We start from the raw sequence: 25,142 nt of genomic DNA, 5'->3' as shown, positions 1-25,142 counted from the left end.
CCAACCCTTGTACTTTTCACCACAACCCGAATTAAAACAACGGCAAAAAACCAGCTATTTCAAGGGAACAAAAAATGATATATGAAAAAACAACTGGAATATTGACTGCCCACAACCTTATTTCATGCATCGAAGAAATTTCATTGCAGGATTACGACGACTTCACCCATTGCACACAAATAGCCACCCAGTCCGCAGACAGGGTTGGCAGTCGCTTCGCCGACTCGACAACGTGGCTGAATGAATACGTTGCGACGTTGAATTTTTTCGGCTGGTCTGTCTTTCAGGATGCCATCTTCACCCGCACTCAACACTCCGTTTCGAAAAGCATTGCCGAGTTTCTGGTCCAAAGCGCTCAAACCATGCCGGACAGCAGGCAAGGGAACGCTATGATTGACACACTCGACGCATTGAAACCCAACCAGCCGGCGCTTTATTCACTGGACCAACAAAGTTCCCTGGGAGAGCGCTTTCAAGTAATACCCACACGCTACGACTCAAAGGGGTTTCTTGAAATTGCAGTCTTTAATCTTGAGTTAGTTACCACGATCAAAAAAAGTAGTTTTCTATTCTGGAACATGGAAGATCACGCTGCAAAAATCATCCAGCAACGTGCTTATCTTAAACTGGACAAAAACATACTCGAAAGCAAAAGATCGCTCATCGAACGCAAGCGGCTCGAAATCAGAATGAAGAGATTCGACCTGAAAAAGAACCATTAACTGGATAAGCCCTGATCACGTTTACAGACACCAGCGACAGGCGAACTCAATCCACACCGCGCTATGATGCACCACCGCACAGGTCGACACAGACCGGCAGCGTGATGATTTGGCTTCGATTGATAGAAGAGGAACAGCATGACCCCCTGGCTGACAGTGGTAGGCATTGGAGAAGAAGGCTTCAAGGGGCTTGGCAAAAATGCCCGACACGCTCTGCTGAACGCTACGCGGATCATTGGCGGTCAACGGCAACTGGACTTGTTGCCAGCCTGCATCTGCGGCGTACGGCAATTGTGGCCCAGTCCTTTCGCCCTTGAACCGGTTTTGACGAAACAGGGAGAGCCCGTTTGCGTCCTGGCCAGCGGCGATCCGATGTTTTTTGGGGTGGGTGCCAGTCTCTCCCGACATTTATCCAGCGATGAAATGCTTGTTCTGCCCGCTCCCTCTTCCTGCTCGCTCGCCGCGGCGCGAATGGGCTGGCCTTTGCAGGAAGTGGTCACGTTGTCGGTGGTTGCCCGCCCCGTCGCCGCACTCAACGCGCAATTGTCCAGTGGTGTGCGCTTGCTGGTGTTGAGTAACGATGGTAGCAGCCCCGCCGCCATCGCCGCACTGCTGCGTGAACGTGGTTTCGGCCCGAGCCGGATAACGGTGCTCGAACATTTGGGCGGTGAAGCCGAGCGACGTGTCGACGGCATCGCCAATGACTGGACCGATCCTGTGATCGCCGACCTGAACCTGATCGCTATCGAGTGCATCGCCGAGCCGAACACGCTACGCCTGTCGCGACTGGCCGGCCTGCCGGACTCCGCCTTCAGGCACGACGGCCAACTGACCAAGCGCGATGTGCGTGCCATCACCCTCGCGCGCCTGGCCCCGATCCCCGGCGAACTGTTGTGGGATGTCGGCGCCGGCAGCGGTTCGATCGGCATCGAATGGATGCGCGCCCACCCCGGTTGCCGCGCACTGGCCATCGAGGCAGATGCGGGCCGACAAGCGTTGATCGAACACAACCGCGATGCCCTCGGCGTTCCCGGCCTGCAACTGGTTCGCGGCAGCGCGCCGCAGGCACTGACCGGGCTGGAGCGGCCGGATGCGATTTTCATCGGCGGCGGCGTCACCCGCGAGGGCGTGCTCGATACCTGCTGGGCCGAACTCAAACCCGGTGGCCGGCTGATTGCCAACGCAGTCACACTGCAAAGTGAAATGACCCTGATGGCTTGGCGCGAGCAACACGGCGGGGAGCTGACGCGAATTCATATCGCCCAGGCCCAACCGCTGGGCGACTTCGACACCTGGCGCCAGGCCTTGCCGATTACCTTGCTGGACGTGACGAAGCCCTTCGATGCGTGACGAAACCGCCGAACACCCCGCCCCTCTGCGCAGCGGCCTGACCACCGGCAGTTGCGCCACGGCCACCAGCCTCGCCGCCGCGCGTCTGCTGCTGGCTGGCACATCGGCCGATGCGGTGGAAATCGTGTTGCCCAAGGGCAAACAGGTGCAGATGCGCCTGGAGTTCTGCCGCCTCACCGAGGACGGCGCCGAATCGGGAACCCTCAAGGATGCCGGTGACGATCCGGACGTGACCCACGGTGCCCTGCTCTACTCCCAGGTGCGCCTGAGCAGCGAACCGGGGACGCGCTTCAAGGCCGGTCGCGGTGTCGGCACCGTGACCCGGCCCGGGCTGGTGCTGGGAGTCGGCGAGCCCGCGATCAACCCGGTGCCGCGCAAAATGATCAGCGAACACCTGGCCCGACTGGCTGACGAGCTTGGCTACAGCGGCGGTTTCGAGGTCACGGTCAATGTCGAGAACGGCGAGGCACTGGCACTGAAAACCATGAATCCGCGCCTGGGCATTCTTGGCGGTCTGTCGATCCTCGGCACCAGTGGTATCGTCCGGCCGTTTTCCTGTGCGGCCTACATCGCCTCGATCCACCAGGGCATCGACGTGGCGAAAACCAACGGTTACCTGCACATCGCCGCCTGCACTGGCAACGCCAGCGAAGACACCATGCGCCGGGTCTACAACCTGCCGGAAATCGCCCTGATCGAAATGGGCGACTTCGTTGGCGCCGTGCTCAAGCACCTGCGCAAAGTACCTGTGGATAAACTCAGCCTGTGCGGTGGTTTCGGCAAGATCAGCAAACTGGCGGCCGGGCACATGGATTTGCACAGTCGTCATTCGAGCATTGACTTGCCGCAACTGGCGTTATGGGCGGCGCTGGTCGGCGCCGATGCGACGTTGCAGCAGAACATCCGCGAGGCCAACACCAGCCAGCAGGCACTGGCCATGGCCGCCGCAGCCGGGGTTGCCCTGGGCGATGCCGTCTGTCAGCACGCCCTGGAATTTGCCCGCAGCGTGGTGCCGGCGCAGGTTCAGGTGGAAGTCTTCGCCATCGATCGCCAGGGCGGGATCGTTGGCCATGCGGGAGCCTTTCAATGAAGCGCATCCTGTTGCTCGGCGGCGTGACCGAAGCCATGGCCATTGCCCGCACGCTGGGACCGCAGCACATCTACAGCCTGGCCGGCGTAGGTCGGATACCAACGGATCTGCAATGCCAGGTTCGCGTCGGCGGCTACGGCGGCACCGAGGGTCTGGCGCAATTCATTCGCAAAGAAGGCATCGATCTGCTGCTCGATGCCACTCACCCCTACGCCGCCCAAATCAGCCAGAACGCCGCGACCGCCGCGCGCTTGAGCGGCATTCCTTGCTGGGCGCTGCGGCGTCCGGCCTGGCAAGCCCAGGCGGGTGATGACTGGCGGGAAGTCAGCGATTGGGCGGGACTGATCGACGCCCTGAAGCCCTTCCGTCGACCGCTGTTCACCCTTGGTCGCGAGCCCCTGCAACACCTGGACGAAATTCCAGCGGAACAATTCTGGACCCTGCGCGCACTGGATGTGTATCCGGGCAACGAGCGCTGCGAAGTGATTGGCGCACGTGGGCCCTTCCTGATCGACGATGAACGCGAGTTGTTCGAACGGCGAAACATCGACGTGCTGATCAGCAAGAACAGCGGCAGCACGGCGACCGAACCGAAACTGGAAGTCGCACGTGAACGTGGGGTGCCGGTGATTGTCTTGAAGCGGCCGGTGTTGCCGGGGGTTGATCGGGAGTTCCTGACGCCTGAGGAAACAGTTGGCGCGTTGTCGGTCTTCGTTCATTAGGTCAGGATCATTGGCTTGCATGATAAGTAACCTATTTGTTACCATCAGGGCCGCCTGTGATCACACTCGAAGAATACGTACAGGACAACGAAACCAGCCCCTTCAGTCACTGGTTTTCCAACTTGAATGCGCAGGCAGCGCTCAAGGTATCCACCGCGCTGCTGCGCCTTGAGTTAGGAAACACATCAAACATCAAGTGGTTCGACGGGCTCGGCGAGTACCGGATAAATTGGGGCCCGGGCTATAGAATCTATCTCGTTCAAGAAGGGAAACACCTGATCATCCTTTTTGGTGGCGGTGACAAATCCACACAAAAAACTGACATCAAACAAGCGAAAGTACTGATAGCCGAGTTTCGATCCCGAAAAAAGACTGAACGGCACCGGAGATAACGTCATGGCGCTCACCCGAAGTTACAAACACACCATTGCCGAGCGTGCCCAACGTGATCCCGAGTTCGCCCAGGCACTGTTGGATGAGGCTGCTACTCTGTTTCTTAACGGCGAACCCGAAATGGCCCGGATCATCCTGCGCGATCTCATCAACGCCACCGTTGGTTTTGAAGAACTGGCAAAGGAAACGGCAAAGCCCAGCAAAAGCCTCCATCGAATGTTGTCCGCCAAAGGCAACCCAAGCATGGACAACCTGGCTGCAATATTCGCCGTAATTCGCGCTACGCTTGGAGTAGAAATACAAGTACATGCGGTACGTGCGCACTGAGCTGACGTCTTTTTGCTGCGACACCACACCGCACGCCGCCTTTTTACTTATCGGCCCTGATCAGGCTAAATAGCCCGCGCCTGATCGCCCACCCAAACGGATTTTGTCCCATGTCCCGACACCGGCTCGCAATTGCCTGGATAGCCTGCTTCGCAGTGCTGTTCAACATGCTCGCCATGCCGATGTCCGGAGCGATGGCGCAAACGGCGAAGTCATCCGCCGAACAGTTGTTGTGGGGCAGCTTCTGCAGCTCCAGCGGCACCAGGATGGTGGCGATTTCCATCGGCGACCTTGAACAGAAAGCCCCGCAAAGCGACGATCATTCCAACATGCAGCATTGCTGGTGCTGCTCGGGTTCCGCGCCATTGGTGGCGTTGCCGGGGCATACGCCACAACTGTATTTCGCGCACTTCGAGTCCAACCGAAGCCTGCCTGCCACCTCTCTGGAAAGCCCGTCACCGCGCCAGCAATGGCCGAGTCTCAACCCCCGCGCGTCCCCTCTGGTGTGATTTTTTCTCGCAATTGACTGCGTTTTAAATCGTTCCGGAGAATTGCCATGTTGAACAAATTCGTCGTTCTGGCTGCGTTGCTGCTGCCTGCCTGCTTTGCCAATGCCCACGAATACAAGGTCGGCACACTGGAAATCGCTCATCCGTGGTCCCAGGAGTTGCCGCCCAATGCGCCCACCGTTGCGGCGTATTTCGTGATCAACAATCAAGGCAAGACCGCCGACCGCCTGCTCAGCGTCGACACCCCCATTGCGGGCGAAGCGCAATTGCATGAGCACGTGATGCAAGGCGACATGATGAAAATGCAGCACGTACCGAGCGTGGAAGTGCCCGCCGGTGGCGAGGTCACTTTCGCACCCATGGCCTATCACGTGATGTTGCTGGGCCTCAAGGACCGCAGCCTGCTCACTGACGGCAAGCGCTTCCCCATGACGCTGCACTTCGAGAAGTCCGGTGACGTGACGGTCGAAGTCGCGGTGCAGAAGCAGGCGCCGGACGCCATGCAAGAACACAAGCACGCGCAATAACCACCCGCGCTGTATACGCCCATGCGCCCGCTTAGCGCCAGGTCATCCAGGTCACGCAATCAGGCATTGAGCCTGACACGTGGCAGCTGGATCAGCCTGTTTGCCATGCTGATGATCTTTATCGGTCCGCTGATTTCTCAGTCGATGCCGATGGATTCGCGCGCCATGTCGATGAACATGCCTACGGGTATGAGCATGGACATGTCGGCGATGGAGCATGCCGACCATGGCACGCAAGCCACCGCCGAGCATTGCCCGCCAGCCCCGGGGCACCATGTGCTGTGGGAAAAATGCGGCTATTGCAGCCTGCTGTTCAATTGCCCGGCGCTGACCGGTGGCGTGTCTTTCGCCAACTTCGTCATCCCGCCCGTCAACACCTTCACCACACCCTCTGCGCGCCAGGGCCATGCTCGGCCAACCTTCTTCCCCGGCGCCCGTACCCGCGCCCCGCCCGTCGTCGCGTAAACACTCACTTCTGATTTCACACGGTCCGCAAGACAGCCAAAGCAACCTGTGGGAGCGAGCTTGCTCGCGAAGAGGAAGTGTCAGTCAACGTTGATGTCGTCTGGCACACCGCTTTCGCGAGCAAGCCCGCTCCCACAGGGACAGCCTCAGGCTGCCGGCCGTGTCGTTTACGACTGTTCGATGGAAATTGTCATGTCCAGGTTTTCCGCTGTCCCGTGCTTGAGCCCTGCCCAAGCCTCTTATGCCCTGAACGAATCCGGTGTTCGTTTCAGACACGCCACCGCCATCCTGTGCGGTGCATTGCTGGCGCCTTCTGCGCTGGCCGATGATCATGCCGGTCACACCGAAGAACTGAGCCCGACGGTGATTACCGCCGTTGCGCCCAGCTCGCCCCTGACCATCGTCACCAACCCCAAGGACCCGCGACAACCGGTGCCGGCCAGCGATGGCGCCGATTACCTGAAGACCATCCCCGGCTTTGCCATGGTGCGCAATGGCGGCACCAATGGTGACCCGGTGCTGCGCGGCATGTTCGGCTCGCGGCTGAACATCCTCACCAACGGCAGCATGATGCTCGGTGCCTGCCCGGGCCGGATGGACGCCCCGACCTCCTACATCTCGCCGGAAACCTACGACAAGCTCACAGTGATCAAAGGCCCGCAAACCGTACTGTGGGGACCGGGTTCCTCGGCTGGCACTATCCTGTTCGACCGCGAGCCGGAGCACTTCGGCGCACTCGGCACACGGGTCAACGCCAGCGTGCTGGCCGGCTCCAACGGCCGCTTCGACAAACTGGTGGACGCTGCCGCCGGTGGACAATCGGGTTATGTGCGGGTCATCGGCAACACCGCGCACTCCGACGACTACCAGGACGGCAACAACGACACCGTGGCGTCGCGCTATGACAAATGGAACGGCGACGTGGCCGTCGGCTGGACGCCGAATACCGACACCTTGCTGGAACTGACCGCCGGCCGTGGCGATGGTGAAGCCCGCTACGCCGGGCGCGGCATGGACGGCTCGCAGTTCCTGCGCGAAAGCCTTGGCCTGCGCTTCGAGCAATCCAACATCGGCGAGGTACTGGATAAGGTCGAGGCGCAGGTCTACTACAACTACGCCGATCACGTGATGGACAACTACACCCTGCGCACGCCGTCCGGCACCGGAATGATGGCCGGCCCCATGGCCTCCAACGTCGACCGCCGCACCCTCGGCGCCCGGGTCAAGGCCACCTGGCGCTGGACTGATGTGCAACTGATCAGCGGCATCGACGCGCAGACCAACGAACATCGCCAGCGCGGCGCCATGGGCGTCGACACCTACAAGGACCTGCCGTACACCAAGGATGCCGACTTCCATAACTACGGAGTCTTCGGCGAATTGACCTGGTACGCCGCCGACCGTGACCGCCTGATCAGCGGCGCACGCCTGGACCGCGTCTCGGCCAAGGATTATCGGCAGACCACCGGCTCGGGCATGATGACCCGCCCGAACCCGACCGCCGACGACACCCGCGCCGACACCCTGCCGAGTGGTTTCATCCGCTATGAACATGACCTGGCCGACAGCCCGACCACCCTGTATGCCGGCCTCGGTCACTCCCAGCGGTTCCCGGATTACTGGGAGCTTTTCTCTCCCAAGTCCGGCCCCGCCGGTTCGGTGAATGCCTTCGACTCGATCAAACCGGAAAAAACCACCCAGCTCGATTTCGGCCTGCAATACAAGACCGAAGACCTCGAAGCCTGGGCCTCGGCTTACGTCGGGCAGGTGCGCGATTACATCCTGTTCAACTACACCCCGACAATGATGGGTACGACCTCGCAAGCCGAAAACATCGACGCGCGAATCATGGGCGGCGAACTGGGCGCCGCTTACAACTTCACCGACAACTGGAAAGCCGACGCGACCCTGGCCTACGCCTGGGGCAAGAACAGCAGCGATGGCACTGCGCTGCCGCAAATGCCGCCGCTGGATGCGCGTTTCGGCCTGACCTACAGCGAAGACAACTGGAGCGCCGGCGCACTGTGGAGAGTGGTCGCCGCACAAAACCGTATCGACCAGAACAAGGGCAACGTGGTCGGCAAGGACTTCGACAAGACGCCGGGCTTCGGCGTGTTCTCCCTCAACGGTGCCTATCGGATCAACAGCAACTGGAAGGTCAGCAGCGGCGTCGACAACCTGTTCGGCAAGGCTTACGCCGAACACTTGAACCTGGCCGGCAACGCCGGTTTCGGCTACCCGGCCAATGACCCGCAAGCCATCAAGGAACCGGGGCGCACGCTCTGGACCAAGGTGGACATGAGCTTTTAAGAGCATCGCGGGCAAGCCCGCTCCCCTGTAGGAGCGAGCTTGCTCGCGATCGGTTGCGCAGCAACCGCAAAAACAAACAACTAAAAGATCCAGCCAAGCGGAGCACACGTGATGAAACAGCCCAAAGTGAATTTCTACAACCTGGCCTGGCGATGGCATTTCTATGCCGGATTGTTCGTTGCGCCATTCATGGTGATGCTGGCGTTGACCGGCACCGTCTACCTGTTCAAACCGCAGCTCGACTCGCTGATGTACAGCAGCCTGCTCAACGTCCCGGCCGGTCATCACACCGTCCCGGCCGACGACCTGCTGACACGGGTGAAAACGGCTTACCCACAAGGTCAGGTCACCCAGTACCTGCCGCCGGTCAATGCCGAGCGCAGCGCGCAGTTTGTCGTGCTCAACGATGAAAAGGAGCTGAACGTTTTCGTTGATCCGTACCACGGTGACATCCTCGGTGAACAAGATGCCAAGAAGAACCTGCAAGCCATCGCCCGGTCGATTCACGGCGAGCTGATGATCGGCACCGTTGGCGATCGGCTGATCGAACTGGCCGCCGGATGGGGCGTGGTGCTGGTGGTGTCCGGCATTTTCCTGTGGTGGCCGCGCGGTCAGGCGGCAGGCATTTTGTGGCCACGCCTGAACAGTCGAGGTCGCGTATTGTGGCGCGACCTGCACGCAGTCACCGGGTTCTGGGGCGCGTCCCTGCTGCTGGTGATGCTGCTTAGCGGCATGACCTGGACCGGTTTCTGGGGCAAGCAATACGCCGAAGTGTGGAACGTGTTCCCGGCGGCCATGTGGGATGACGTGCCGAAGTCCGACGTCGAGGCACGCAGCCTCAACACCGCCACCCGCCAGAGCGTGCCGTGGGCCATGGAAAACACCCCGATGCCGATGTCCGGCGACCATGCCGAGCACATGGCCCACGACGGCGCAGCGGCCGGTCCGGCATCGCCGACCATCCGCCTGCAGGACGTACAAAACATCGCCAGAGAGCGCAAAGTCGAACCGGGCTACAGCATCACCCTGCCGACCACCGCGACCGGCGTGTTCACCATCGCCGTATTCGCCGACGACCCACGCAATGACGCCACGCTGCACATCGATCAGTACACCGGCAAGGTCCTGGCCGATGTACGCTTCGAGCAGTACGGCACCGTCGCCCGCGCCACGGAAATCGGCGTGATGCTGCACGAGGGCAAGATGTTCGGTGTGTTCAATCAGATCGTCGTGTTGCTGATCTGCCTGATGATTTTGCTCAGCGCGGTCAGCGGCGTGGTGATCTGGTGGAAGCGCCGTCCGCAAGGAAAACTCGGCGTGCCGCCGCTGCGCCATGACCTGCCAAAATGGAAAACCGCGATGGTGATCATGTTCGCCCTGGCAGTGGCCTTCCCGTTGGTGGGTGCTTCTCTGGTGGCGGTGTGGGTGCTCGATCGCGTGCTGCTGTCGCGCTTTACCCGGCAAACTGAGTCGGCTTCATCTTCATCTTGAAACAGGCGAGATGCGCCGGGCGAAAGGCACTGTAAACTCCCCGCGCATCACCTCAGCCCCTTCGCGAGCAAGCTCGCTCCCACAGGGATTGCGTAAGACCTGTGGGAGCGGGCTTGCCCGCGATGGGGCCATCAGCATCACCTCAAGAGTCACTGCATGACCTCGCTGAATCTGACAAACCTTGCCTGGTCCCCACTGGGTCACGGCCATTGCCACCACCAATTCCAGCTGCGTGACGCCTCGCTACACGTGGCCGCCGGTGAGTTCGTCGGGCTGATCGGCCCCAACGGCAGTGGCAAGACCAGCCTGTTGCGGTGTGCCTGGCGCTTCAATCAACCGGAAAGCGGCGAGGTCAGACTCGATCACCAGAACGTCTGGAAGCACTCCTCGCGCTGGTGCGCGCAACGCATCGCCGTGGTGTTGCAGGAGTTCCCTGATGCCTTCGGCCTGACTGTCGAGGAAGTGGTCGCCATGGGCCGCACGCCGCACAAAGGCTTGTTCGATGGCGACACCCTTGAAGACCGCGACCTGGTCAATCAGGCCCTGGAATCCGTCGGCCTCAAGGGCTTCGAAGACCACGGGTTCGCCACTCTCTCCGGTGGTGAAAAACAGCGGGTCATCCTCGCCCGCGCCCTGGCCCAGCAACCACAACTGCTGATCCTTGACGAGCCGACCAACCACCTCGACCCGCGTTATCAGCTTGAGCTTTTGAAGTTGGTCAAGCGCTTGAATATCGGCACCCTGGCGAGCATCCACGACCTCAATCTGGCGGCGGCCTTTTGTGATCGACTGTACGTGATCAACCATGGTCGTATCGTCGCCAGCGGCACGCCGAAAGAAGTCCTGACCGCTGCGCTGCTGCGCAATGTGTTCGGCGTCCAAGCACTGATCGATGAACATCCACTGCACGGCTACCCACGAATCACCTGGATAACCCAACCATGACTTTGCGTTCCCTGCTGCGTTCCTGCCTCTCTCTCGCGATGCTGCTGGGCAGCACCCAGGCATTGGCCGAAGCCACCCGTTACCCGCTGACAATCAAAAGTTGCAACCGCGAAGTGACCTTCAAGCAGGCACCAAAACATGCGCTCAGCCACGACATCAACATGACCCAGATGATGCTCGCCCTCGGCCTCAAACCACGGATGGCCGGTTACAGTGGCATCAGTGGCTGGAAGGCCGTGACGCCCGAGATGCAGACCATTCTCGACGGCCTGCCGGAACTGGCGGCCAAGTACCCGTCGGTGGAAACCCTGCTCGATGCCAACGTCGATTTTCTCTTCGCCGGTTGGGACTACGGCATGCGCGTCGGTGGCGATCTCACGCCGCAAACCCTGCAGCCGCTGGGCATCAATGTGTATGAACTGACCGAGTCCTGCGCCTTCGTGATGAAGCGCCCTGCCGCGACCCTGGAAGACACTTACAACGACCTGCGCAACCTCGGCAAAATCTTCGATGTGCAGGACCGCGCCAACGCGCTGATCGCCGACATGCAGAATCAGATCGCAGAGATCGGCAAGAACCTGCCGGCAGAAAAGCCGCGGGTTTTTCTCTACGACAGCGGCGAAGACCGCGCCATGACGTCCGGGCGCCTCGGCATGCCGCAAGCGCTGATCGATGCCGCTGGCGGGCACAACATTCTCGATGATGTCGACGCGAGCTGGACCCGGGTCAATTGGGAGACCGTGGTCGAGCGCGATCCGCAGGTGATCGTGATCGTCGACTACAGCGAAATCACCGCAGAGCAGAAGATCCGGTTCCTGCTGAATAACAAGGCGCTGCAATCGGTGGACGCGATCAGGAACCAGCGTTTCATCGTCATCCCTTACGTGCAGGCCACGCCGGGTATCGACAATGTGCTGGCAGCGGCAACCCTCGCCAAAGGTTTCCACGGCGAATGATCAATCGTCGTTTTGCGCTGCTGCTGATCGCCCTGGGCGCCGTGCTGCTGGTGTCGTGCGTGGTGTCGCTGGGCTTCGGCCCGGCCCGGGTGCCGGTGGACGTGGTGTGGCGGATCCTGCTGCACAAGCTGTTCGGCATCGGCGCGCAGGACTGGAGCGCCGGCCAGGATCACATCGTCTGGCTGATCCGCGTCCCGCGCATGTTGCTCGGCGCTCTGGTGGGCGCCGGCCTGGCACTGATCGGCGCGGTGCTGCAAGCAGTGACACGCAACCCGTTGGCGGATCCGCACCTGCTCGGCGCCACCTCCGGCGCCACACTCGGTGCGGTGATTGTGATATTGCATGTCGGCGAAATCGGCGGCCTGCTGACGTTGCCGATCGCCGCGTTCATCGGAGCATTGCTGAGCATGCTGGTGGTGCTGATGATCGCCAGTCGCCACGGGCGCCTGGACAGTGACCGGTTGCTGCTGTGCGGCGTGGCGGTCTCGTTCGTGATGATGGCGATCGCCAATCTGCTTCTGTTCATGGGCGACCATCGCGCCAGTTCCGCCGTGATGTTCTGGATGCTCGGCGGCCTCGGCCTGGCACGCTGGGAGCTGCTCACGCTGCCGGCACTGAGTGTGTTGCTCGGACTGGTCCTGTTGCTCGGCATGGCACGACCGCTGAACGCATTGATGGCCGGAGAACAGACCGCCGTCACCCTGGGCCTGAATGCCCGTGCGGTGCGTCTGCGAGTGTTCGTGATCGCTTCGCTGATGACCGGAGTGCTGGTGTCGATCAGCGGCTCCATCGGCTTTGTCGGGCTGATGGTGCCGCACATTGCGCGTCGACTGGTGGGGGCCGAACATCGTCGGTTGCTGCCGGTTTGTCTGTTGCTCGGCAGCGTATTCCTGATGTGGGTCGATGTCGCTGCCCGCACGCTGATCGCCCCGGAAGACTTGCCTATCGGCGTTGCTACCGCGGCGATTGGCGGGCTGTTCTTTATCGGCCTGATGCGTCGCTGCTGACGTAGTGCACGAACTGTGCGCAGTTACAACTCGTCGCGCTGAAACCTGACCGGTGCCAGTGGCGACTGGAGTCGAACGACCTTCCAGTCTTGACCCAACCGCCCCGTGCGATTCCAGAAATGGGCCGCCTGCAATACCCGCAACTCGCCGGTTTCAGCCAGTTTCGAAATGAAGTCTGCCATCGACAATTTCGTTACCCACCGACCGTCGACGAAATCGATCTGGCGGGTCAGCAGCAACTGCTTTTCTGCCTGTGTATTTTCGGGTACGTACTTGATCAGCGCACCATGGGGCGTCGAGTAGTAGTACGCACTGATGTTGAAGCCTTTAGCCTTCAAGGCATGAGTATGAAGCTGCATCAGCATCGGCGAAGTGAAGCTGCTGTAGACCTGCTCTTCATCGGCTGCCAGAGGAGAGACACCCGACAGGTAGAGCTGATGGCTCGCCATCAGTTTATAGCCAGGCGCAAAGCGGGGGACTTCATTTCTGCGGCTGGTATCAGGATCCGTGAGCGTGCGGAAGATCCGACCGAGGCCGGCAAGGCTGTCATCCGTTTGCGGCAATGGCTCCAGTCCGCAATAGGAATAGGTATCGGGTTTGGCCACTATGGCGCTCTCGTAGGTGGTCACCTGCGTGTAGGCACTTCCCGCGCGCCGCTGAATGTAGCTGGCAGCATCGTCGGGATGATGGAATATCGGCCCCATGGGCAGTTCGGGTTTCCAGCTCCAGAGCTCCTGCTCGGACATGCCCGGATGACGCGGTTGCCAGTATCGCGCCACATACCCCTTCGCCCAGCAATCACTGGATACCAGAACCTCCAGTCTCCCGGCCTTGACCATGCGCTGGATGTAATCGCCCAGAGTGAAGGTGCGCAGGCGGATATTACGCAGGTCGGCATGCGCCTGTTCAAGCGAGCCAAAAGCGCTTTGGGCACTCGCCGACTGACTGGCCGCGTCGGGTGGTACCCCTGGTGTGTAGTAGACTTTTTCAAATTGCAACAGAGCACCATCGGCACAAGAAAAATAAATCGGTCTGTAATCATTGCTGATCCTCGCCCTTGCCAATACCTGATGCACTGCCATGGGCGAGAAGAAAAAGCTCCCGAACTCGTCATCACCTGCGTCTTTCTCCTGGCGCGCGGCGCATAGATAAACACTTGAAACGATGTAACCCGATGGCAATTGCCCTTCGGGAAAGACGCGGTCATATGCCAGTGCCGAGTCCTGCACCGCCACCGGCAAAGTGCTGTGATAGGTGCCAAGGCGCTCGTTGTGCAATATGAACCCGAAACCGGGGGCCGCACGTTCGCCCGCCTGCTCATGGGCAAACCGGGCTGCGGCGGACTCTTGAGCAAACATCGGACTGTAACGCGGCTCGCTGCTCGCCTTGGCATACGAATGTGTGCCGGGCTCCACAAGAGCGACATCGAGCCGATCGACCATACGTGGCCGCCCCCAGGCCGGACTGCCGACCACTACCTGCAAATAGCCATTCCTTGCCAGCGAGTCAATCCAGTCGACCGGGCTCAAATCCCCTTCATGGATACGCTTCCTGATCCACTCCGCATCCAGGTCGTGGGGCAGGTTGCCGAAACCGTTCAGCGCGTTGGCCAGATCGGCATGGAACTGCCTCCAGGTCCCGCAACGGTAACGGATCACCGAACCATCCGGCCCGAACAGGTATTCGTCCAGATACCGCCCGCCTCGCTTGAAAGCGGTGTATACAACCTTGACCGAGAGCATGTTGAGGTACAGTTGCCTCTGCTTTTCTTCCAGGATCACCGGCACAGTCCGGCTCTGGCGCGAACGGTAACGGCCAACCATGGAACAACCGGCAGGAAAAAGCCCCGCGCCGATGCTTACGTCCGGGAAGATCCACTCCACAGCGAAATCCTCATGGAGCGCAATCACTGGTTGAGTGGCGACAAACAAGCCGTCCGAACGCTTCAATACCAGACCGCCATAGACCCTGTCGGTGTCAGCAGGAATTTGGGAGCGCGCGGACAACACCGCATCATTGGCAGTCGCGAAGGCCGCGCTCAACCGGCATCGCTCCAGATTCTGGGCGGGACGCCAGTTGGTGTCGACCAGGCCTTCCCTGTCCCACACAGCATTGGTATGCAAGACGCTCAGTGCGCCACTGTTGGCCACCACCTTCACAAAATCGCTGGGGCTCAGTTTTCCGCTGGCCAGGTTGGACTGAACATCATCCAGCCCCATGTTCGGTGTAGCGTTATCGAATAGCTTGCTGTTCGTGCGCATGACGTACTTGAGCAGTGCACCGTCCTGCGTGCCGATATAGGTCGGGATCACGCCGGGCCCTTCAACGACGAGTGGTCGTCGGGAGTCATACACCGCAACGAACAGATCTCTGGGCACGATGAAGTGCCTGGCCAGCCACTCACGATTGGGACGGGTATGGGTGACACGCTGGCGCGAATAAAAATAGGAGTGGCGCTTAAAGGATTCCGGCGCGACCAGTTCCGAGAAGTCGTGGGTCAAGGAAAAAAGACTGCTACGAGAAAACAACTTGTCGCGAACACCATTGACCGCGACAAGCTCCGTCGCGACGTACTCTTCCTTGCCCTGCTGCTTGAGGATAAAGCCGAACCAGGTCTGTTCCTGGTCGGTCTGCCCCCTCATTCGGGAGAAACGGTCCTGCGCGGCTTCATCCGCCGAGGAAAAAATTGCGCTGTAGGCCACCTGTTGCGGCACCGGCCGTTCGCCAAGCGTCGGTAACGGACTCCACTGACCGGTCACCTTGCCCCGGTATCCCCATGGCGCGTTGTCGACGACGATCCGCAATGTGCCTGCCTGCGCCACCTCCCGAACGAATTCGACCGGCAGGATGCTGCCCTGCTCAAGGCCCTGCGCCAGAGCCCCCGGGTTAGTCGGAGTGCCAAGGCGTTGCAACAGGCTCTGCCAGCCTGCACTGTCTTCCTCGAACCACAACAGACTGTCTTCAGCCCCGGACAAATAGGCCGGGACACCTGACGCGACGATGTGGAACAACTCGTGAATGCTAAACATCTGCAAGCTCACGGTCGCGTCCATGCGCGACCACTTCAGGCGCCGTATCTGCGCCGCATCGAGGGTCGACAGCGCCTGATGCGAGTAGAACCAACTGTCTAATTGATGATTGGCCGGATAGACCGGCCGCCCTCGTCCGTCCACCGCAAACAGCTGAGTTTCCAGCAAGTGGTCCCCGGCCTCGACCGGTTCGGTGACGACAAATCTCTGTGCGCCGCGCTTGAAAATCATCGCGACAAACTTGCGGTCACGTCGTTGGCCGATCTGTTCGTGTGCATACCGAGCCGCGTCATCGGCCGAGAGAAATTCGCGGCTCATCTGAGGCACGGCATTGTTCGGGGTTTTGTTCTCATCCATGAAAGTGCTCCAACCTGAAAACAGACTTAAGTGAGCACTCAGGTTATCCAGTGCAAAAATCCCGGGGTGGTACATATGTATATCGCCAGGCACCACTTGGGCGCACAGCCGTGCCCTGCTCGGCATTGCGCGCCCGAGCATGGTGCGGCGCGCAGGGTTCGTCCGCCGGAGATCGCTCTGAATTGACTGTTTTCACCCTTAGGCACAGCCCTTGCTAAAGACCCTTCAGTCGTCCGCATCTGCCAACCATAAAAACTCAATGTTCATGGAGATCGCACAATGAAGCGTCGCAGTTTGATCAAGGCTTTCACACTCTCGGCATCCATTGCCGCGATGGGCATAACCTGGACTGTCCAGGCCGCCGAGACCATCAAGGTCGGTATTCTGCATTCGTTGTCCGGGACCATGGCGATTTCCGAAACGTCGCTGAAAGACATGGCCTTGATGACCATCGACGAGATCAACGCCAAGGGCGGCGTGAACGGCAAGATGCTTGAGCCTGTGGTGGTCGACCCGGCGTCTAACTGGCCACTGTTCGCCGAGAAGGGGCGTCAGTTGCTGACCCAGGACAAGGTCGCCGTGGTGTTCGGTTGCTGGACCTCGGTGTCGCGCAAATCGGTGCTGCCGGTGTTCGAAGAACTCAACGGCCTGTTGTTCTACCCGGTGCAATACGAAGGCGAAGAGATGTCGCCGAACGTGTTCTACACCGGCGCCGCGCCGAACCAGCAAGCGATCCCCGCCGTTGAATACCTGATGAGCGAAGAAGGCGGCAGCGCCAAACGCTACTTCCTGCTCGGCACCGACTACGTCTACCCGCGCACCACCAACAAGATCCTGCGTTCGTTCCTGCATTCCAAAGGTGTGGCCGACAAGGACATCGAAGAGGTGTACACCCCGTTCGGTCACAGCGACTACCAGACCATCGTCGCCAACATCAAAAAGTTCTCGGCGGGTGGCAAGACAGCCGTTATCTCCACCGTCAACGGCGATTCCAACGTGCCGTTCTACAAAGAGCTGGCGAACCAAGGCCTGAAAGCCACCGACGTTCCGGTCGTGGCGTTCTCGGTCGGCGAAGAAGAATTGCGCGGCATCGACACCAAGCCACTGGTGGGCAACCTCGCGGCGTGGAACTACTTCGAATCGGTCGAGAATCCGGTGAACAAGAAGTTCGTCGATGACTGGAAGGCCTACGCGAAGAAACACAACCTGCCAGGCGCCGACAAGGCCGTGACCAACGACCCGATGGAAGCCACTTATGTCGGCATCCACATGTGGGCGCAAGCGGCGGAAAAAGCCAAGTCCACCGATGTCGACAAAGTCCGCGAAGCCCTGGCCGGCCAGACCTTTGCCGCGCCGTCCGGCTACACGCTCACCATGGACAAGACCAATCACCACCTGCACAAGCCGGTGATGATCGGCGAGATCCAGTCTGACGGTCAGTTCAACGTGGTGTGGCAGACCGAAGGACCGATCCGCGCCCAGCCGTGGAGCCCGTTCATCCCGGGTAACGACAAGAAGCCGGAGTATGCGGTGAAGAGCAACTGAGTCACTGGGTGTCGGTTCCAGGCACGGTGCCTGAGGCCGACACAATTCCCTGTGGGAGCGAGCTTGCTCGCGATGAGGGCGGCACATTCAGCATCACTGTGACTGAACCACCGCTATCGCGAGCAAGCTCGCTCCCACATTGATCGCGTAAGGCCAATGACATGCCCACTGCCCTCTACCGCTACATCCTTGCCCTCGCGCTGCTACTGCCGATGGCCACCCATGCCGGCGACGCCGAAGACTTCGTCGCCGCCAATCCCGTGCAGCAAGCCAGGCTGCTGGAAGCCTGGGCCGCGCAGCCCGATCCGGCCCGCATCGAATTGATCAACGCCCTGCAACAAGGCGAGTTGACCATCGACGGGCAACCGAAAACCCTGCGCCTGAACAACCGCCTGCGGGGTCTCATCGATACGGCCCTGGCCAGTCATCAGCTGCTCGCGGCCGACGCCAAAATTCGTCTGGCCGCCGCACAGCAATTGCAGAAAAGCGCCAAACCCGCGCAGCTGAAATTCCTCGACCAGCAACTGGCTGGTGAAAAAGATGAAGGCGCCCACGCAGCCCTCAGCCTGGCCCTGGCCAATCTGCAACTGGTCGACGCCGATCCGGCCGTGCGTCTCGCCGCCGTGCGTCTGCTCGGCGAAACCGGTGATCCACTGGCCCGTACCCGACTCGAAGGCCTGCTCGATCCCGGGGTCGAAACTGACGCCAGCGTACGCACCGCCGCCGAGACCAGCCTCGCCCAGGTCAAACGCAAGCTGCTGGTAGGCGAGATGCTCGGCCAGGCATTCAGCGGTATGTCGCTGGGCTCGATACTGCTGCTCGCCGCACTCGGTCTGGCGATCACCTTCGGCCTGCTCGGCGTGATCAACATGGCCCACGGCGAGATGCTGATGCTCGGTGCCTACTCGACCTACGTGGTGCAACTGATGTTCCAGCGTTTCGCCCCGCAGGCCATCGAGTTCTATCCGCTGATCGCGCTACCCGTGGCGTTTTTCGTCACCGCGGCCATCGGCATGGCGCTGGAGCGCACGGTGATTCGCCACCTCTACGGCCGTCCGCTGGAAACCCTGCTCGCCACCTGGGGCATCAGCCTCATGCTGATCCAGCTGGTACGCCTGGTGTTCGGCGCGCAGAACGTCGAAGTCGCCAACCCCGCGTGGCTGTCGGGCGGGATTCAGGTGCTGCCCAATCTCGTGCTGCCGTACAACCGCATCGTCATCATTGCCTTTGCGCTGTTCGTGGTGGTGCTCACGTGGCTGCTGCTGAACAAGACACGCCTGGGTCTCAACGTGCGTGCAGTCACCCAGAACCGCAACATGGCCGCCTGTTGCGGCGTGCCCACCGGGCGCGTGGACATGCTCGCCTTCGGCCTCGGCTCGGGCATCGCCGGTCTCGGCGGCGTAGCTCTGAGCCAGATCGGCAACGTCGGCCCGGACCTCGGCCAGAGCTACATCATCGACTCGTTTCTGGTGGTGGTGCTCGGTGGTGTCGGCCAGTTGGCCGGTAGCGTGCTGGCCGCATTCGGCTTAGGGGTTGCCAACAAGATTCTCGAACCGCAGATCGGTGCCGTGCTCGGCAAGATCCTCATCCTCGCGCTGATCATTCTGTTCATCCAGAAACGTCCGCAAGGCCTCTTCGCACTCAAAGGACGGGTGATCGACTGATGAACCAGCCCCTGATGCTCAAGGCCACACAAAAGGCCGGCCCGAAAATCACGATTGCCGTCGGCGCGGTGATCCTCGTTCTGCTGCTGGCGTTACCGCTGCTGTCGCTGTTATCGCCGGACAACACGCTGCACGTTTCCGCTTACACGCTGACGCTGGTGGGCAAGATTCTTTGCTACGCCATCGTCGCACTGGCGCTCGATCTGGTGTGGGGTTACGCCGGCCTGCTGTCCCTCGGCCACGGCCTGTTCTTCGCCCTCGGCGGCTATGCCATGGGCATGTACCTGATGCGCCAGGCCTCGGGCGATGGCTTGCCGGCCTTCATGACGTTCCTGTCGTGGACCGAAATGCCGTGGTTCTGGACCGGTACCAGCAGCTTCCTCTGGACCCTGTGCCTGGTGGTTTTGGCGCCGGGGTTGCTGGCCTTGGTGTTCGGCTTCTTTGCCTTCCGCTCGCGGATCAAGGGTGTGTATTTCTCGATCATGACCCAGGCCCTGACCTTCGCCGGGATGCTGCTGTTTTTCCGCAACGAAACCGGCTTCGGCGGCAACAACGGCTTCACCAACTTCCGCACGATTCTCGGCTTCGGCATCACCGAGCCGGGCACCCGCGCGGTGCTGTTTTTCGCCACGGTGCTGTTGCTGGTGGCGAGCCTGTTTATCGGCTGGCGCCTGGCGCAAAGCAAATTCGGACGAGTACTGACTGCGCTGCGCGATGCAGAAAACCGCCTGATGTTCTGCGGCTACGATCCGCGCGGGTTCAAGTTGTTTGTCTGGGTATTGAGCGCGGTGTTGTGTGGCCTGGCCGGTGCGCTGTACGTGCCGCAAGTGGGGATCATCAACCCGAGTGAGATGTCGCCGACCAACTCTATCGAAGCAGCGGTGTGGGTGGCCCTTGGCGGGCGCGGCACGTTGATCGGTCCGTTGCTCGGAGCCGGTGTGGTCAACGGCATGAAAAGCTGGTTCACCGTAGCGTTCCCCGAGTACTGGCTGTTCTTCCTCGGCGCACTGTTCATCGTCGTGACCCTGTACCTGCCCAAGGGTGTGATCGGTCTGCTGAAAAAAAGAGGTGAATCATGAGAGTCACTGCGACAGCTGAATTCATGCTCGAACCAGCGTTTTTTCCTGTGGAGCCCAACAAGGACGCCGGCAGCAGCCGCGATGCCATCGGTCTCGGCCAACGCGCCGGCAAAGGCCTGAACACCCGCCACGGCACCATCCTGACCCTTGAAGACATCAGCGTCAGCTTCGACGGCTTCCGCGCGCTGAACAATCTGAACCTGTACATCGGCGTTGGTGAGCTGCGCTGCATCATCGGCCCCAACGGCGCGGGCAAGACCACACTGATGGACGTGATCACCGGCAAGACCCGCCCCAGTCACGGCAAGGCCTGGTTCGGCGAAACTCTGGACCTGACACAGATGAGCGAAGTACAGATCGCCCAGGCCGGTATCGGCCGCAAGTTCCAGAAGCCGACGGTGTTCGAAGCCTTGAGCGTGTTTGAAAACCTTGAGCTGGCGCAGAACACCGACAAGTCGGTGTGGGCCAGCCTGCGGGCGCGCTTGAGCGGCGAGCAGAAAGACCGCATCGCCGAAGTGCTCGAGACCATTCGCCTGACCAGCTCGGTCAATCGCCCGGCCGGCTTGCTGTCCCACGGCCAGAAGCAGTTCCTGGAGATCGGCATGTTGCTCATGCAGGACCCGCAATTGCTGCTGCTCGACGAACCGGTCGCGGGCATGACCGACGCCGAAACCGAATTCACCGCCGAGCTGTTCAAGAGCCTGGCCGGCAAGCACTCGCTGATGGTGGTGGAACATGACATGGGCTTCGTCGGATCGATTGCCGACCACGTCACGGTGTTGCATCAGGGCAGCGTGCTGGCCGAAGGGTCGCTGGAGCAGGTGCAGGACAACGAGCGGGTGATCGAGGTGTACCTCGGTCGCTAAACTTGCAAACACCTATCCAACTGTGGGAGCGAGCTTGCTCGCGATAGCGGTGTATCAGTCAACAACAATGTTGAGTGTGCCGACGCCATCGCGAGCAAGCTCGCTCCCACAAGGGATCTGAGGAGAGTCTGGAAATGCTGCAAGTCGAAAAGCTGCACCAGTACTACGGCGGGAGCCACATCCTGCGCGGCCTGACGTTTGACGTGAAGGTCGGTGAAGTCACCTGCCTGCTCGGGCGCAACGGTGTGGGCAAGACCACGCTGCTCAAATGCCTGATGGGCCTGCTGCCGGCCAAAGAAGGCGCGGTCAATTGGGAAGGCAAGCCAATCACCACGTTCAAGCCGCACCAGCGAGTGCATGCCGGTATCGCCTACGTGCCACAGGGCCGGGAGATCTTCGGCCGCCTCACCGTGGAAGAGAACCTGCTGATGGGCCTGTCGCGCTTCCCCGGCAGCGAAGCGAAGGAAGTGCCGGCGTTCATCTACGAGCTGTTCCCGGTGCTGCTGCAAATGAAGCAGCGCCGGGGCGGCGACTTGTCCGGTGGCCAGCAACAACAACTGGCGATCGGTCGTGCACTGGTCAGCCGCCCTCGCCTGCTGATCCTCGATGAGCCCACCGAAGGCATCCAACCGTCGGTGATCAAGGAGATCGGCGCGGTGATCAAGAAACTCGCAGCCCGTGGCGACATGGCCATTCTGCTGGTTGAGCAGTTCTACGACTTCGCCGCCGAGCTGGCCGATCAATACCTGGTGATGTCCCGGGGCGAAATCGTGCAACAGGGTCGCGGCGAGAATATGGAAGCTGAAGGGGTGCGCGGGCTGGTCACGATCTGAGCTTCTGTCCACAGCGGGCTCAAAGCACCATTTTGTCGCACCATCTTCCACGCCGCGCCCCCAACTGGTGCGCGGCGACGTTCAACGGTGCTCTCCTTCCAGTGATGCCCTGCGGCACAGCCTTTGCAACCCTCCTGAGGACCTCTCGATAAGCACTGACCATGACTCTTCCTGCATCCGGCGTTTTGTTTACCCCCAGTTGGCATGCCGAACTGGAACTGGGCTACGCCCGGTTCGACAACACCACCCGCCCGGTCCAGCGCCGTCACAAAGGTCCGTTGCGGGTGCAAAAGCACCTTTACGCCGAAGGGCCTGAAGTCTGCCAGCACATCATCGTCCACCCGCCCGGCGGGATTGCCAGCGGTGATCGACTGGACATTTCGGCCAGCGTCGAGCGTGATGCCTGGGCACAAATCACCAGCCCCGGCGCGGCAAAGTGGTATCGCGCCGCCGGCCCCGCCCATCAGCAGCTGAAGTTGAAGGTGGCGGCCGGTGCGACACTGGAATGGTTGCCCCAGGAGACGATCATTTTCAGTGCGGCGCAGGCTGAACTCAGCACCGGGATTGACCTTGAAGGCGATGCCCGTTTGTTCTACTGGGACGTCGTGGCCCTGGGCCGTCCGGCCAGTGGCGAACGCTTCGACCTTGGGCACTTCCAGGCGCAACTGGATATCCGCCACGACGGCCAGTTGCTCTGGCACGAACGCCAGCGCATTGTCGGGGCTGACGGTTTGCTGGACTCGCCCATCGGGCTCGATGGGCAATCGGTGTTTGCGACATTGCTGGTGACGGGTGAAATTGATAGCGAACTGCTGGAGCGCTGCCGCTCGCTGAGCCATGACGTGCGCGGGGATCTGACGCAGTTGCCGGGGTTGCTGGTTGCCCGATGTCTGGCCAGTGAGGCGCTGTTGGCGCGAGGCTGGCTTATCGACTTATGGCGATTGTTGAGACCGGCGTTATTGGGGCGCGAGGCCGCGCCACCACGAATTTGGAACACGTGAAATACGATTCAATGTGGGAGCGGGCTTGCTCGCGAAAGCGGTGTGTCAGGCGACATACGTGTTGAATGAAGGTCCGCGTTCGCGAGCAAGCCCGCTCCCACAGGGTTCTGTGCAAGCAGATCCCACTCTTTTTAATCTGCCCGGATGGATGTCTACGATGGACCTGACCCCACGCGAAAAAGACAAGTTGCTGATCTTCACCGCCGGCCTGGTGGCCGAGCGACGTTTGGCTCGCGGCGTGAAACTCAATTATCCGGAGGCCATGGCCTACATTTCCGCTGCGCTGCTTGAAGGCGCCCGCGATGGCCAGACCGTGGCCGACCTGATGCACCTGGGCACCACCCTGCTGAGCCGCGAACAAGTGATGGAAGGCATCCCGGAAATGATCCCGGAAATCCAGGTCGAGGCCACGTTCCCCGACGGCACCAAACTGGTCACCGTCCACCAACCCATCGCCTGAGGCCGCGCCATGACCTACCACATCCGCGATGCCGTGCATGCCGACCTGCCAGCCATCCGTGACATTTACAACGACGCGGTACTCAACACCACGGCGATCTGGAACGAGCAGGCGGTCGACCTCGGCAACCGCCAGGCCTGGTTCAGCGCCCGGCAATCCCAGGCTTATCCGATTCTGGTGATTGTCGATGCCGACGACACAGTGCTCGGGTACGCCTCCTTCGGCGACTGGCGACCTTTCGACGGTTTCCGTCACACCGTCGAGCACTCGGTCTACGTGCGCAGCGACCAGCGCGGCAACGGCCTCGGTCCGCAACTGATGGAAGCACTGATCGAGCGCGCCAAAGGCTGCGGCAAGCACGTGATGGTCGCCGCCATCGAAAGCGGTAACGCCGCCTCCATTCGCTTGCATGAGCGCATCGGCTTTATCACCACCGGGCAAATGCCGCAGGTCGGCACCAAGTTCGGCCGCTGGCTGGACCTGACTTTCATGCAATTGACCCTCGACCCCGGCGCGCAGCCGCCCAGCATCAACCAGGAGTAATGCCCGATGAACGCCGCCCAACTGCGACGCGTCAACGTCGAAAGCTTTGCGCATTATCGCCAGGGCCTGATCGACCTGCTGCTCGATGCCGTCGGCTATGGCGCCAGTGTCGGCTTCATGGCTGACCTTGATGCGGCCCAGGCCCACGCCTGGTTCGATGAAGTCCAGGACAACCTGAACAAAGGCAGTGTGCTGCTGTGGGTGGTGGTCAAGGACGAGCAGGTACAGGCCAGCGTGCAACTGAGTCTGTGCCAGAAAGCCAACGGCCTGAACCGCGCCGAAGTGCAGAAGCTGCTGGTGCGCGAACATGCGCGGCGTCGCGGTCTGGGCCAGCAACTGATGAGCGCTCTGGAAGCGGCTGCCCTGCAGCAAAAACGCGGCATGCTTTACCTCGACACCGAAGCCGGTTCGCCCGCCGAGGACTTCTACCAATCGCTGGGCTATACCCGCGCCGGTGAAATCCCCGACTACGCCTGCGACCCAAGCGGCCGCTACAAGCCGACCGCCCTCTATTACAAGATTCTCCAAGGAGCCCATTGATGATTCCCGGTGAATACCAGATCCAGTCCGGCGACATCGAACTTAACGTCGGCCGCCGCACGATCAGCCTGGCGGTGGCCAACAGCGGTGACCGGCCGATCCAGGTCGGTTCGCATTACCACTTTTTCGAAACCAATGACGCCCTGAACTTCGACCGCGCCGCCAGCCGCGGCATGCGCCTGAACATCCCCGCCGGCACCGCCGTGCGCTTCGAACCGGGGCAGAGCCGCGAGGTGGAGTTGGTGGACCTGGCCGGGCATCGTCGGGTGTTTGGGTTTGCCGGGCACATCATGGGTGACCTCTAAGTAATGCGATGTCCCCACTGACGCCTTCGCGAGCAAGCCCGCTCCCACAGGGGAACGCGATCGAATGTGGGAGCGGGCTTGCTCGCGAATCTGTGAGCGAAGCGAA

Annotated in this window: 25 protein-coding genes; 24 read left to right on the top strand and 1 reads right to left on the bottom strand. The window is 60.9% G+C overall.

Going from position 1 to position 25,142, the window contains the following annotated elements:
- Positions 1-74 precede the first annotated feature (74 nt).
- From KGB20_RS18395 to KGB20_RS18325, 14 genes are all read left to right on the top strand, one after another.
- Positions 75-722, top strand: coding sequence for a hypothetical protein (locus KGB20_RS18395; protein ID WP_154861088.1), 648 nt, complete (start codon positions 75-77; stop codon positions 720-722).
- A 138-nt stretch (positions 723-860) separates the two neighbouring features.
- Positions 861-2,072 carry a precorrin-6y C5,15-methyltransferase (decarboxylating) subunit CbiE gene (gene cbiE / locus KGB20_RS18390; protein ID WP_154910380.1) on the top strand — a complete coding sequence of 404 codons (1,212 nt, stop codon included), beginning with the start codon at positions 861-863 and terminating at the stop codon, positions 2,070-2,072.
- Entirely contained in the window at positions 2,065-3,162 is a 1,098-nt protein-coding gene (locus KGB20_RS18385) for a cobalt-precorrin-5B (C(1))-methyltransferase (RefSeq protein WP_154910379.1), read from the top strand. The genes cbiE and KGB20_RS18385 overlap by 8 nt, the downstream gene beginning before the upstream one ends.
- The gene (locus KGB20_RS18380; RefSeq protein ID WP_154910378.1) at positions 3,159-3,884 is read left to right on the top strand and encodes a cobalt-precorrin-6A reductase; all 726 of its coding nucleotides are present in this window, start codon (positions 3,159-3,161) and stop codon (positions 3,882-3,884) included. Before KGB20_RS18385 ends, KGB20_RS18380 begins: the two co-directional genes overlap by 4 nt.
- A gap of 56 nt (positions 3,885-3,940) precedes the next feature.
- Complete coding sequence (locus KGB20_RS18375; protein ID WP_057712177.1) at positions 3,941-4,276, top strand: type II toxin-antitoxin system RelE/ParE family toxin; 336 nt, start codon at positions 3,941-3,943, stop codon at positions 4,274-4,276.
- A 4-nt stretch (positions 4,277-4,280) separates the two neighbouring features.
- The gene (locus KGB20_RS18370) at positions 4,281-4,604 is read left to right on the top strand and encodes a DNA-binding protein (protein WP_008016808.1); all 324 of its coding nucleotides are present in this window, start codon (positions 4,281-4,283) and stop codon (positions 4,602-4,604) included.
- A 110-nt stretch (positions 4,605-4,714) separates the two neighbouring features.
- The gene (locus KGB20_RS18365) at positions 4,715-5,113 is read left to right on the top strand and encodes a DUF2946 domain-containing protein (RefSeq protein WP_154910377.1); all 399 of its coding nucleotides are present in this window, start codon (positions 4,715-4,717) and stop codon (positions 5,111-5,113) included.
- A gap of 47 nt (positions 5,114-5,160) precedes the next feature.
- Positions 5,161-5,640 (top strand): copper chaperone PCu(A)C, encoded by a 480-nt coding sequence (locus KGB20_RS18360; protein ID WP_154910376.1) that lies wholly within the window; start codon positions 5,161-5,163, stop codon positions 5,638-5,640.
- A gap of 21 nt (positions 5,641-5,661) precedes the next feature.
- The gene (locus KGB20_RS18355) at positions 5,662-6,105 is read left to right on the top strand and encodes a DUF2946 domain-containing protein (RefSeq protein WP_150813569.1); all 444 of its coding nucleotides are present in this window, start codon (positions 5,662-5,664) and stop codon (positions 6,103-6,105) included.
- A 192-nt stretch (positions 6,106-6,297) separates the two neighbouring features.
- Positions 6,298-8,415 (top strand): TonB-dependent copper receptor, encoded by a 2,118-nt coding sequence (locus KGB20_RS18345; RefSeq protein WP_154910375.1) that lies wholly within the window; start codon positions 6,298-6,300, stop codon positions 8,413-8,415.
- A gap of 111 nt (positions 8,416-8,526) precedes the next feature.
- A complete protein-coding gene (locus KGB20_RS18340) occupies positions 8,527-9,906 on the top strand; it encodes a PepSY-associated TM helix domain-containing protein (RefSeq protein WP_154910374.1) in 1,380 nt (459 codons plus the stop codon).
- A 156-nt stretch (positions 9,907-10,062) separates the two neighbouring features.
- A complete protein-coding gene (locus tag KGB20_RS18335; RefSeq protein WP_154861093.1) occupies positions 10,063-10,851 on the top strand; it encodes an ABC transporter ATP-binding protein in 789 nt (262 codons plus the stop codon).
- Entirely contained in the window at positions 10,848-11,807 is a 960-nt protein-coding gene (locus KGB20_RS18330; protein ID WP_154910373.1) for an ABC transporter substrate-binding protein, read from the top strand. The genes KGB20_RS18335 and KGB20_RS18330 overlap by 4 nt, the downstream gene beginning before the upstream one ends.
- Entirely contained in the window at positions 11,804-12,814 is a 1,011-nt protein-coding gene (locus KGB20_RS18325) for a FecCD family ABC transporter permease (RefSeq protein ID WP_154861095.1), read from the top strand. Before KGB20_RS18330 ends, KGB20_RS18325 begins: the two co-directional genes overlap by 4 nt.
- A gap of 23 nt (positions 12,815-12,837) precedes the next feature.
- Here KGB20_RS18325 and KGB20_RS18320 read toward each other — a convergent pair whose 3' ends face one another.
- Entirely contained in the window at positions 12,838-16,200 is a 3,363-nt protein-coding gene (locus KGB20_RS18320) for a hypothetical protein (RefSeq protein WP_154910372.1), read from the bottom strand.
- A 279-nt stretch (positions 16,201-16,479) separates the two neighbouring features.
- On the opposite strand from KGB20_RS18320, the gene urtA reads away from it, so the two are divergent.
- From urtA to KGB20_RS18270, 10 genes are all read left to right on the top strand, one after another.
- A complete protein-coding gene (urtA, locus tag KGB20_RS18315) occupies positions 16,480-17,745 on the top strand; it encodes an urea ABC transporter substrate-binding protein (RefSeq protein WP_154910371.1) in 1,266 nt (421 codons plus the stop codon).
- 161 nt (positions 17,746-17,906) lie between these two features.
- The gene (gene urtB / locus KGB20_RS18310) at positions 17,907-19,409 is read left to right on the top strand and encodes an urea ABC transporter permease subunit UrtB (RefSeq protein ID WP_154910370.1); all 1,503 of its coding nucleotides are present in this window, start codon (positions 17,907-17,909) and stop codon (positions 19,407-19,409) included.
- Positions 19,409-20,488 carry an urea ABC transporter permease subunit UrtC gene (gene urtC, locus KGB20_RS18305; RefSeq protein WP_150813577.1) on the top strand — a complete coding sequence of 360 codons (1,080 nt, stop codon included), beginning with the start codon at positions 19,409-19,411 and terminating at the stop codon, positions 20,486-20,488. The genes urtB and urtC overlap by 1 nt, the downstream gene beginning before the upstream one ends.
- Entirely contained in the window at positions 20,485-21,354 is an 870-nt protein-coding gene (urtD, locus tag KGB20_RS18300) for an urea ABC transporter ATP-binding protein UrtD (RefSeq protein WP_150813578.1), read from the top strand. The genes urtC and urtD overlap by 4 nt, the downstream gene beginning before the upstream one ends.
- A gap of 134 nt (positions 21,355-21,488) precedes the next feature.
- Positions 21,489-22,187, top strand: coding sequence for an urea ABC transporter ATP-binding subunit UrtE (gene urtE, locus KGB20_RS18295; RefSeq protein ID WP_154861099.1), 699 nt, complete (start codon positions 21,489-21,491; stop codon positions 22,185-22,187).
- Positions 22,188-22,348: 161 nt separating this feature from the next.
- Positions 22,349-23,188: an urease accessory protein UreD gene (locus tag KGB20_RS18290; protein WP_154910368.1), complete on the top strand. Its 840-nt coding sequence runs from the start codon at positions 22,349-22,351 to the stop codon at positions 23,186-23,188.
- 157 nt (positions 23,189-23,345) lie between these two features.
- Positions 23,346-23,648, top strand: coding sequence for an urease subunit gamma (locus tag KGB20_RS18285; protein WP_057712192.1), 303 nt, complete (start codon positions 23,346-23,348; stop codon positions 23,646-23,648).
- Between the two features lie 9 nt (positions 23,649-23,657).
- Entirely contained in the window at positions 23,658-24,191 is a 534-nt protein-coding gene (locus KGB20_RS18280; protein WP_150813580.1) for a GNAT family N-acetyltransferase, read from the top strand.
- A 6-nt stretch (positions 24,192-24,197) separates the two neighbouring features.
- Entirely contained in the window at positions 24,198-24,731 is a 534-nt protein-coding gene (locus tag KGB20_RS18275; protein WP_150813581.1) for a GNAT family N-acetyltransferase, read from the top strand.
- Positions 24,731-25,036 carry an urease subunit beta gene (locus KGB20_RS18270; RefSeq protein ID WP_150813582.1) on the top strand — a complete coding sequence of 102 codons (306 nt, stop codon included), beginning with the start codon at positions 24,731-24,733 and terminating at the stop codon, positions 25,034-25,036. Before KGB20_RS18275 ends, KGB20_RS18270 begins: the two co-directional genes overlap by 1 nt.
- Positions 25,037-25,142 lie beyond the last annotated feature (106 nt).

The sequence above is a fragment of the Pseudomonas sp. BF-R-30 genome (assembly GCF_019956175.1).
GTDB lineage: Bacteria > Pseudomonadota > Gammaproteobacteria > Pseudomonadales > Pseudomonadaceae > Aquipseudomonas > Aquipseudomonas jessenii.
The sequence above is the reverse complement of the archived record's forward strand: the minus strand, read 5'-3'. Positions and strand labels throughout refer to the sequence as shown.

Bases quoted from the DNA above. Each gene is read 5' to 3' on its own strand.
- KGB20_RS18395 (WP_154861088.1), top strand. From the start codon at position 75: ATGATATATGAAAAAACAACTGGAATATTGACTGCCCACAACCTTATT.
- cbiE (WP_154910380.1), top strand. From the start codon at position 861: ATGACCCCCTGGCTGACAGTGGTAGGCATTGGAGAAGAAGGCTTCAAG.
- KGB20_RS18385 (WP_154910379.1), top strand. From the start codon at position 2,065: ATGCGTGACGAAACCGCCGAACACCCCGCCCCTCTGCGCAGCGGCCTG.
- KGB20_RS18380 (WP_154910378.1), top strand. From the start codon at position 3,159: ATGAAGCGCATCCTGTTGCTCGGCGGCGTGACCGAAGCCATGGCCATT.
- KGB20_RS18370 (WP_008016808.1), top strand. From the start codon at position 4,281: ATGGCGCTCACCCGAAGTTACAAACACACCATTGCCGAGCGTGCCCAA.
- KGB20_RS18365 (WP_154910377.1), top strand. From the start codon at position 4,715: ATGTCCCGACACCGGCTCGCAATTGCCTGGATAGCCTGCTTCGCAGTG.
- KGB20_RS18360 (WP_154910376.1), top strand. From the start codon at position 5,161: ATGTTGAACAAATTCGTCGTTCTGGCTGCGTTGCTGCTGCCTGCCTGC.
- KGB20_RS18355 (WP_150813569.1), top strand. From the start codon at position 5,662: ATGCGCCCGCTTAGCGCCAGGTCATCCAGGTCACGCAATCAGGCATTG.
- KGB20_RS18345 (WP_154910375.1), top strand. From the start codon at position 6,298: ATGTCCAGGTTTTCCGCTGTCCCGTGCTTGAGCCCTGCCCAAGCCTCT.
- KGB20_RS18340 (WP_154910374.1), top strand. From the start codon at position 8,527: ATGAAACAGCCCAAAGTGAATTTCTACAACCTGGCCTGGCGATGGCAT.
- KGB20_RS18335 (WP_154861093.1), top strand. From the start codon at position 10,063: ATGACCTCGCTGAATCTGACAAACCTTGCCTGGTCCCCACTGGGTCAC.
- KGB20_RS18330 (WP_154910373.1), top strand. From the start codon at position 10,848: ATGACTTTGCGTTCCCTGCTGCGTTCCTGCCTCTCTCTCGCGATGCTG.
- KGB20_RS18325 (WP_154861095.1), top strand. From the start codon at position 11,804: ATGATCAATCGTCGTTTTGCGCTGCTGCTGATCGCCCTGGGCGCCGTG.
- KGB20_RS18320 (WP_154910372.1), bottom strand. From the start codon at position 16,200: ATGGATGAGAACAAAACCCCGAACAATGCCGTGCCTCAGATGAGCCGC.
- urtA (WP_154910371.1), top strand. From the start codon at position 16,480: ATGAAGCGTCGCAGTTTGATCAAGGCTTTCACACTCTCGGCATCCATT.
- urtB (WP_154910370.1), top strand. From the start codon at position 17,907: ATGCCCACTGCCCTCTACCGCTACATCCTTGCCCTCGCGCTGCTACTG.
- urtC (WP_150813577.1), top strand. From the start codon at position 19,409: ATGAACCAGCCCCTGATGCTCAAGGCCACACAAAAGGCCGGCCCGAAA.
- urtD (WP_150813578.1), top strand. From the start codon at position 20,485: ATGAGAGTCACTGCGACAGCTGAATTCATGCTCGAACCAGCGTTTTTT.
- urtE (WP_154861099.1), top strand. From the start codon at position 21,489: ATGCTGCAAGTCGAAAAGCTGCACCAGTACTACGGCGGGAGCCACATC.
- KGB20_RS18290 (WP_154910368.1), top strand. From the start codon at position 22,349: ATGACTCTTCCTGCATCCGGCGTTTTGTTTACCCCCAGTTGGCATGCC.
- KGB20_RS18285 (WP_057712192.1), top strand. From the start codon at position 23,346: ATGGACCTGACCCCACGCGAAAAAGACAAGTTGCTGATCTTCACCGCC.
- KGB20_RS18280 (WP_150813580.1), top strand. From the start codon at position 23,658: ATGACCTACCACATCCGCGATGCCGTGCATGCCGACCTGCCAGCCATC.
- KGB20_RS18275 (WP_150813581.1), top strand. From the start codon at position 24,198: ATGAACGCCGCCCAACTGCGACGCGTCAACGTCGAAAGCTTTGCGCAT.
- KGB20_RS18270 (WP_150813582.1), top strand. From the start codon at position 24,731: ATGATTCCCGGTGAATACCAGATCCAGTCCGGCGACATCGAACTTAAC.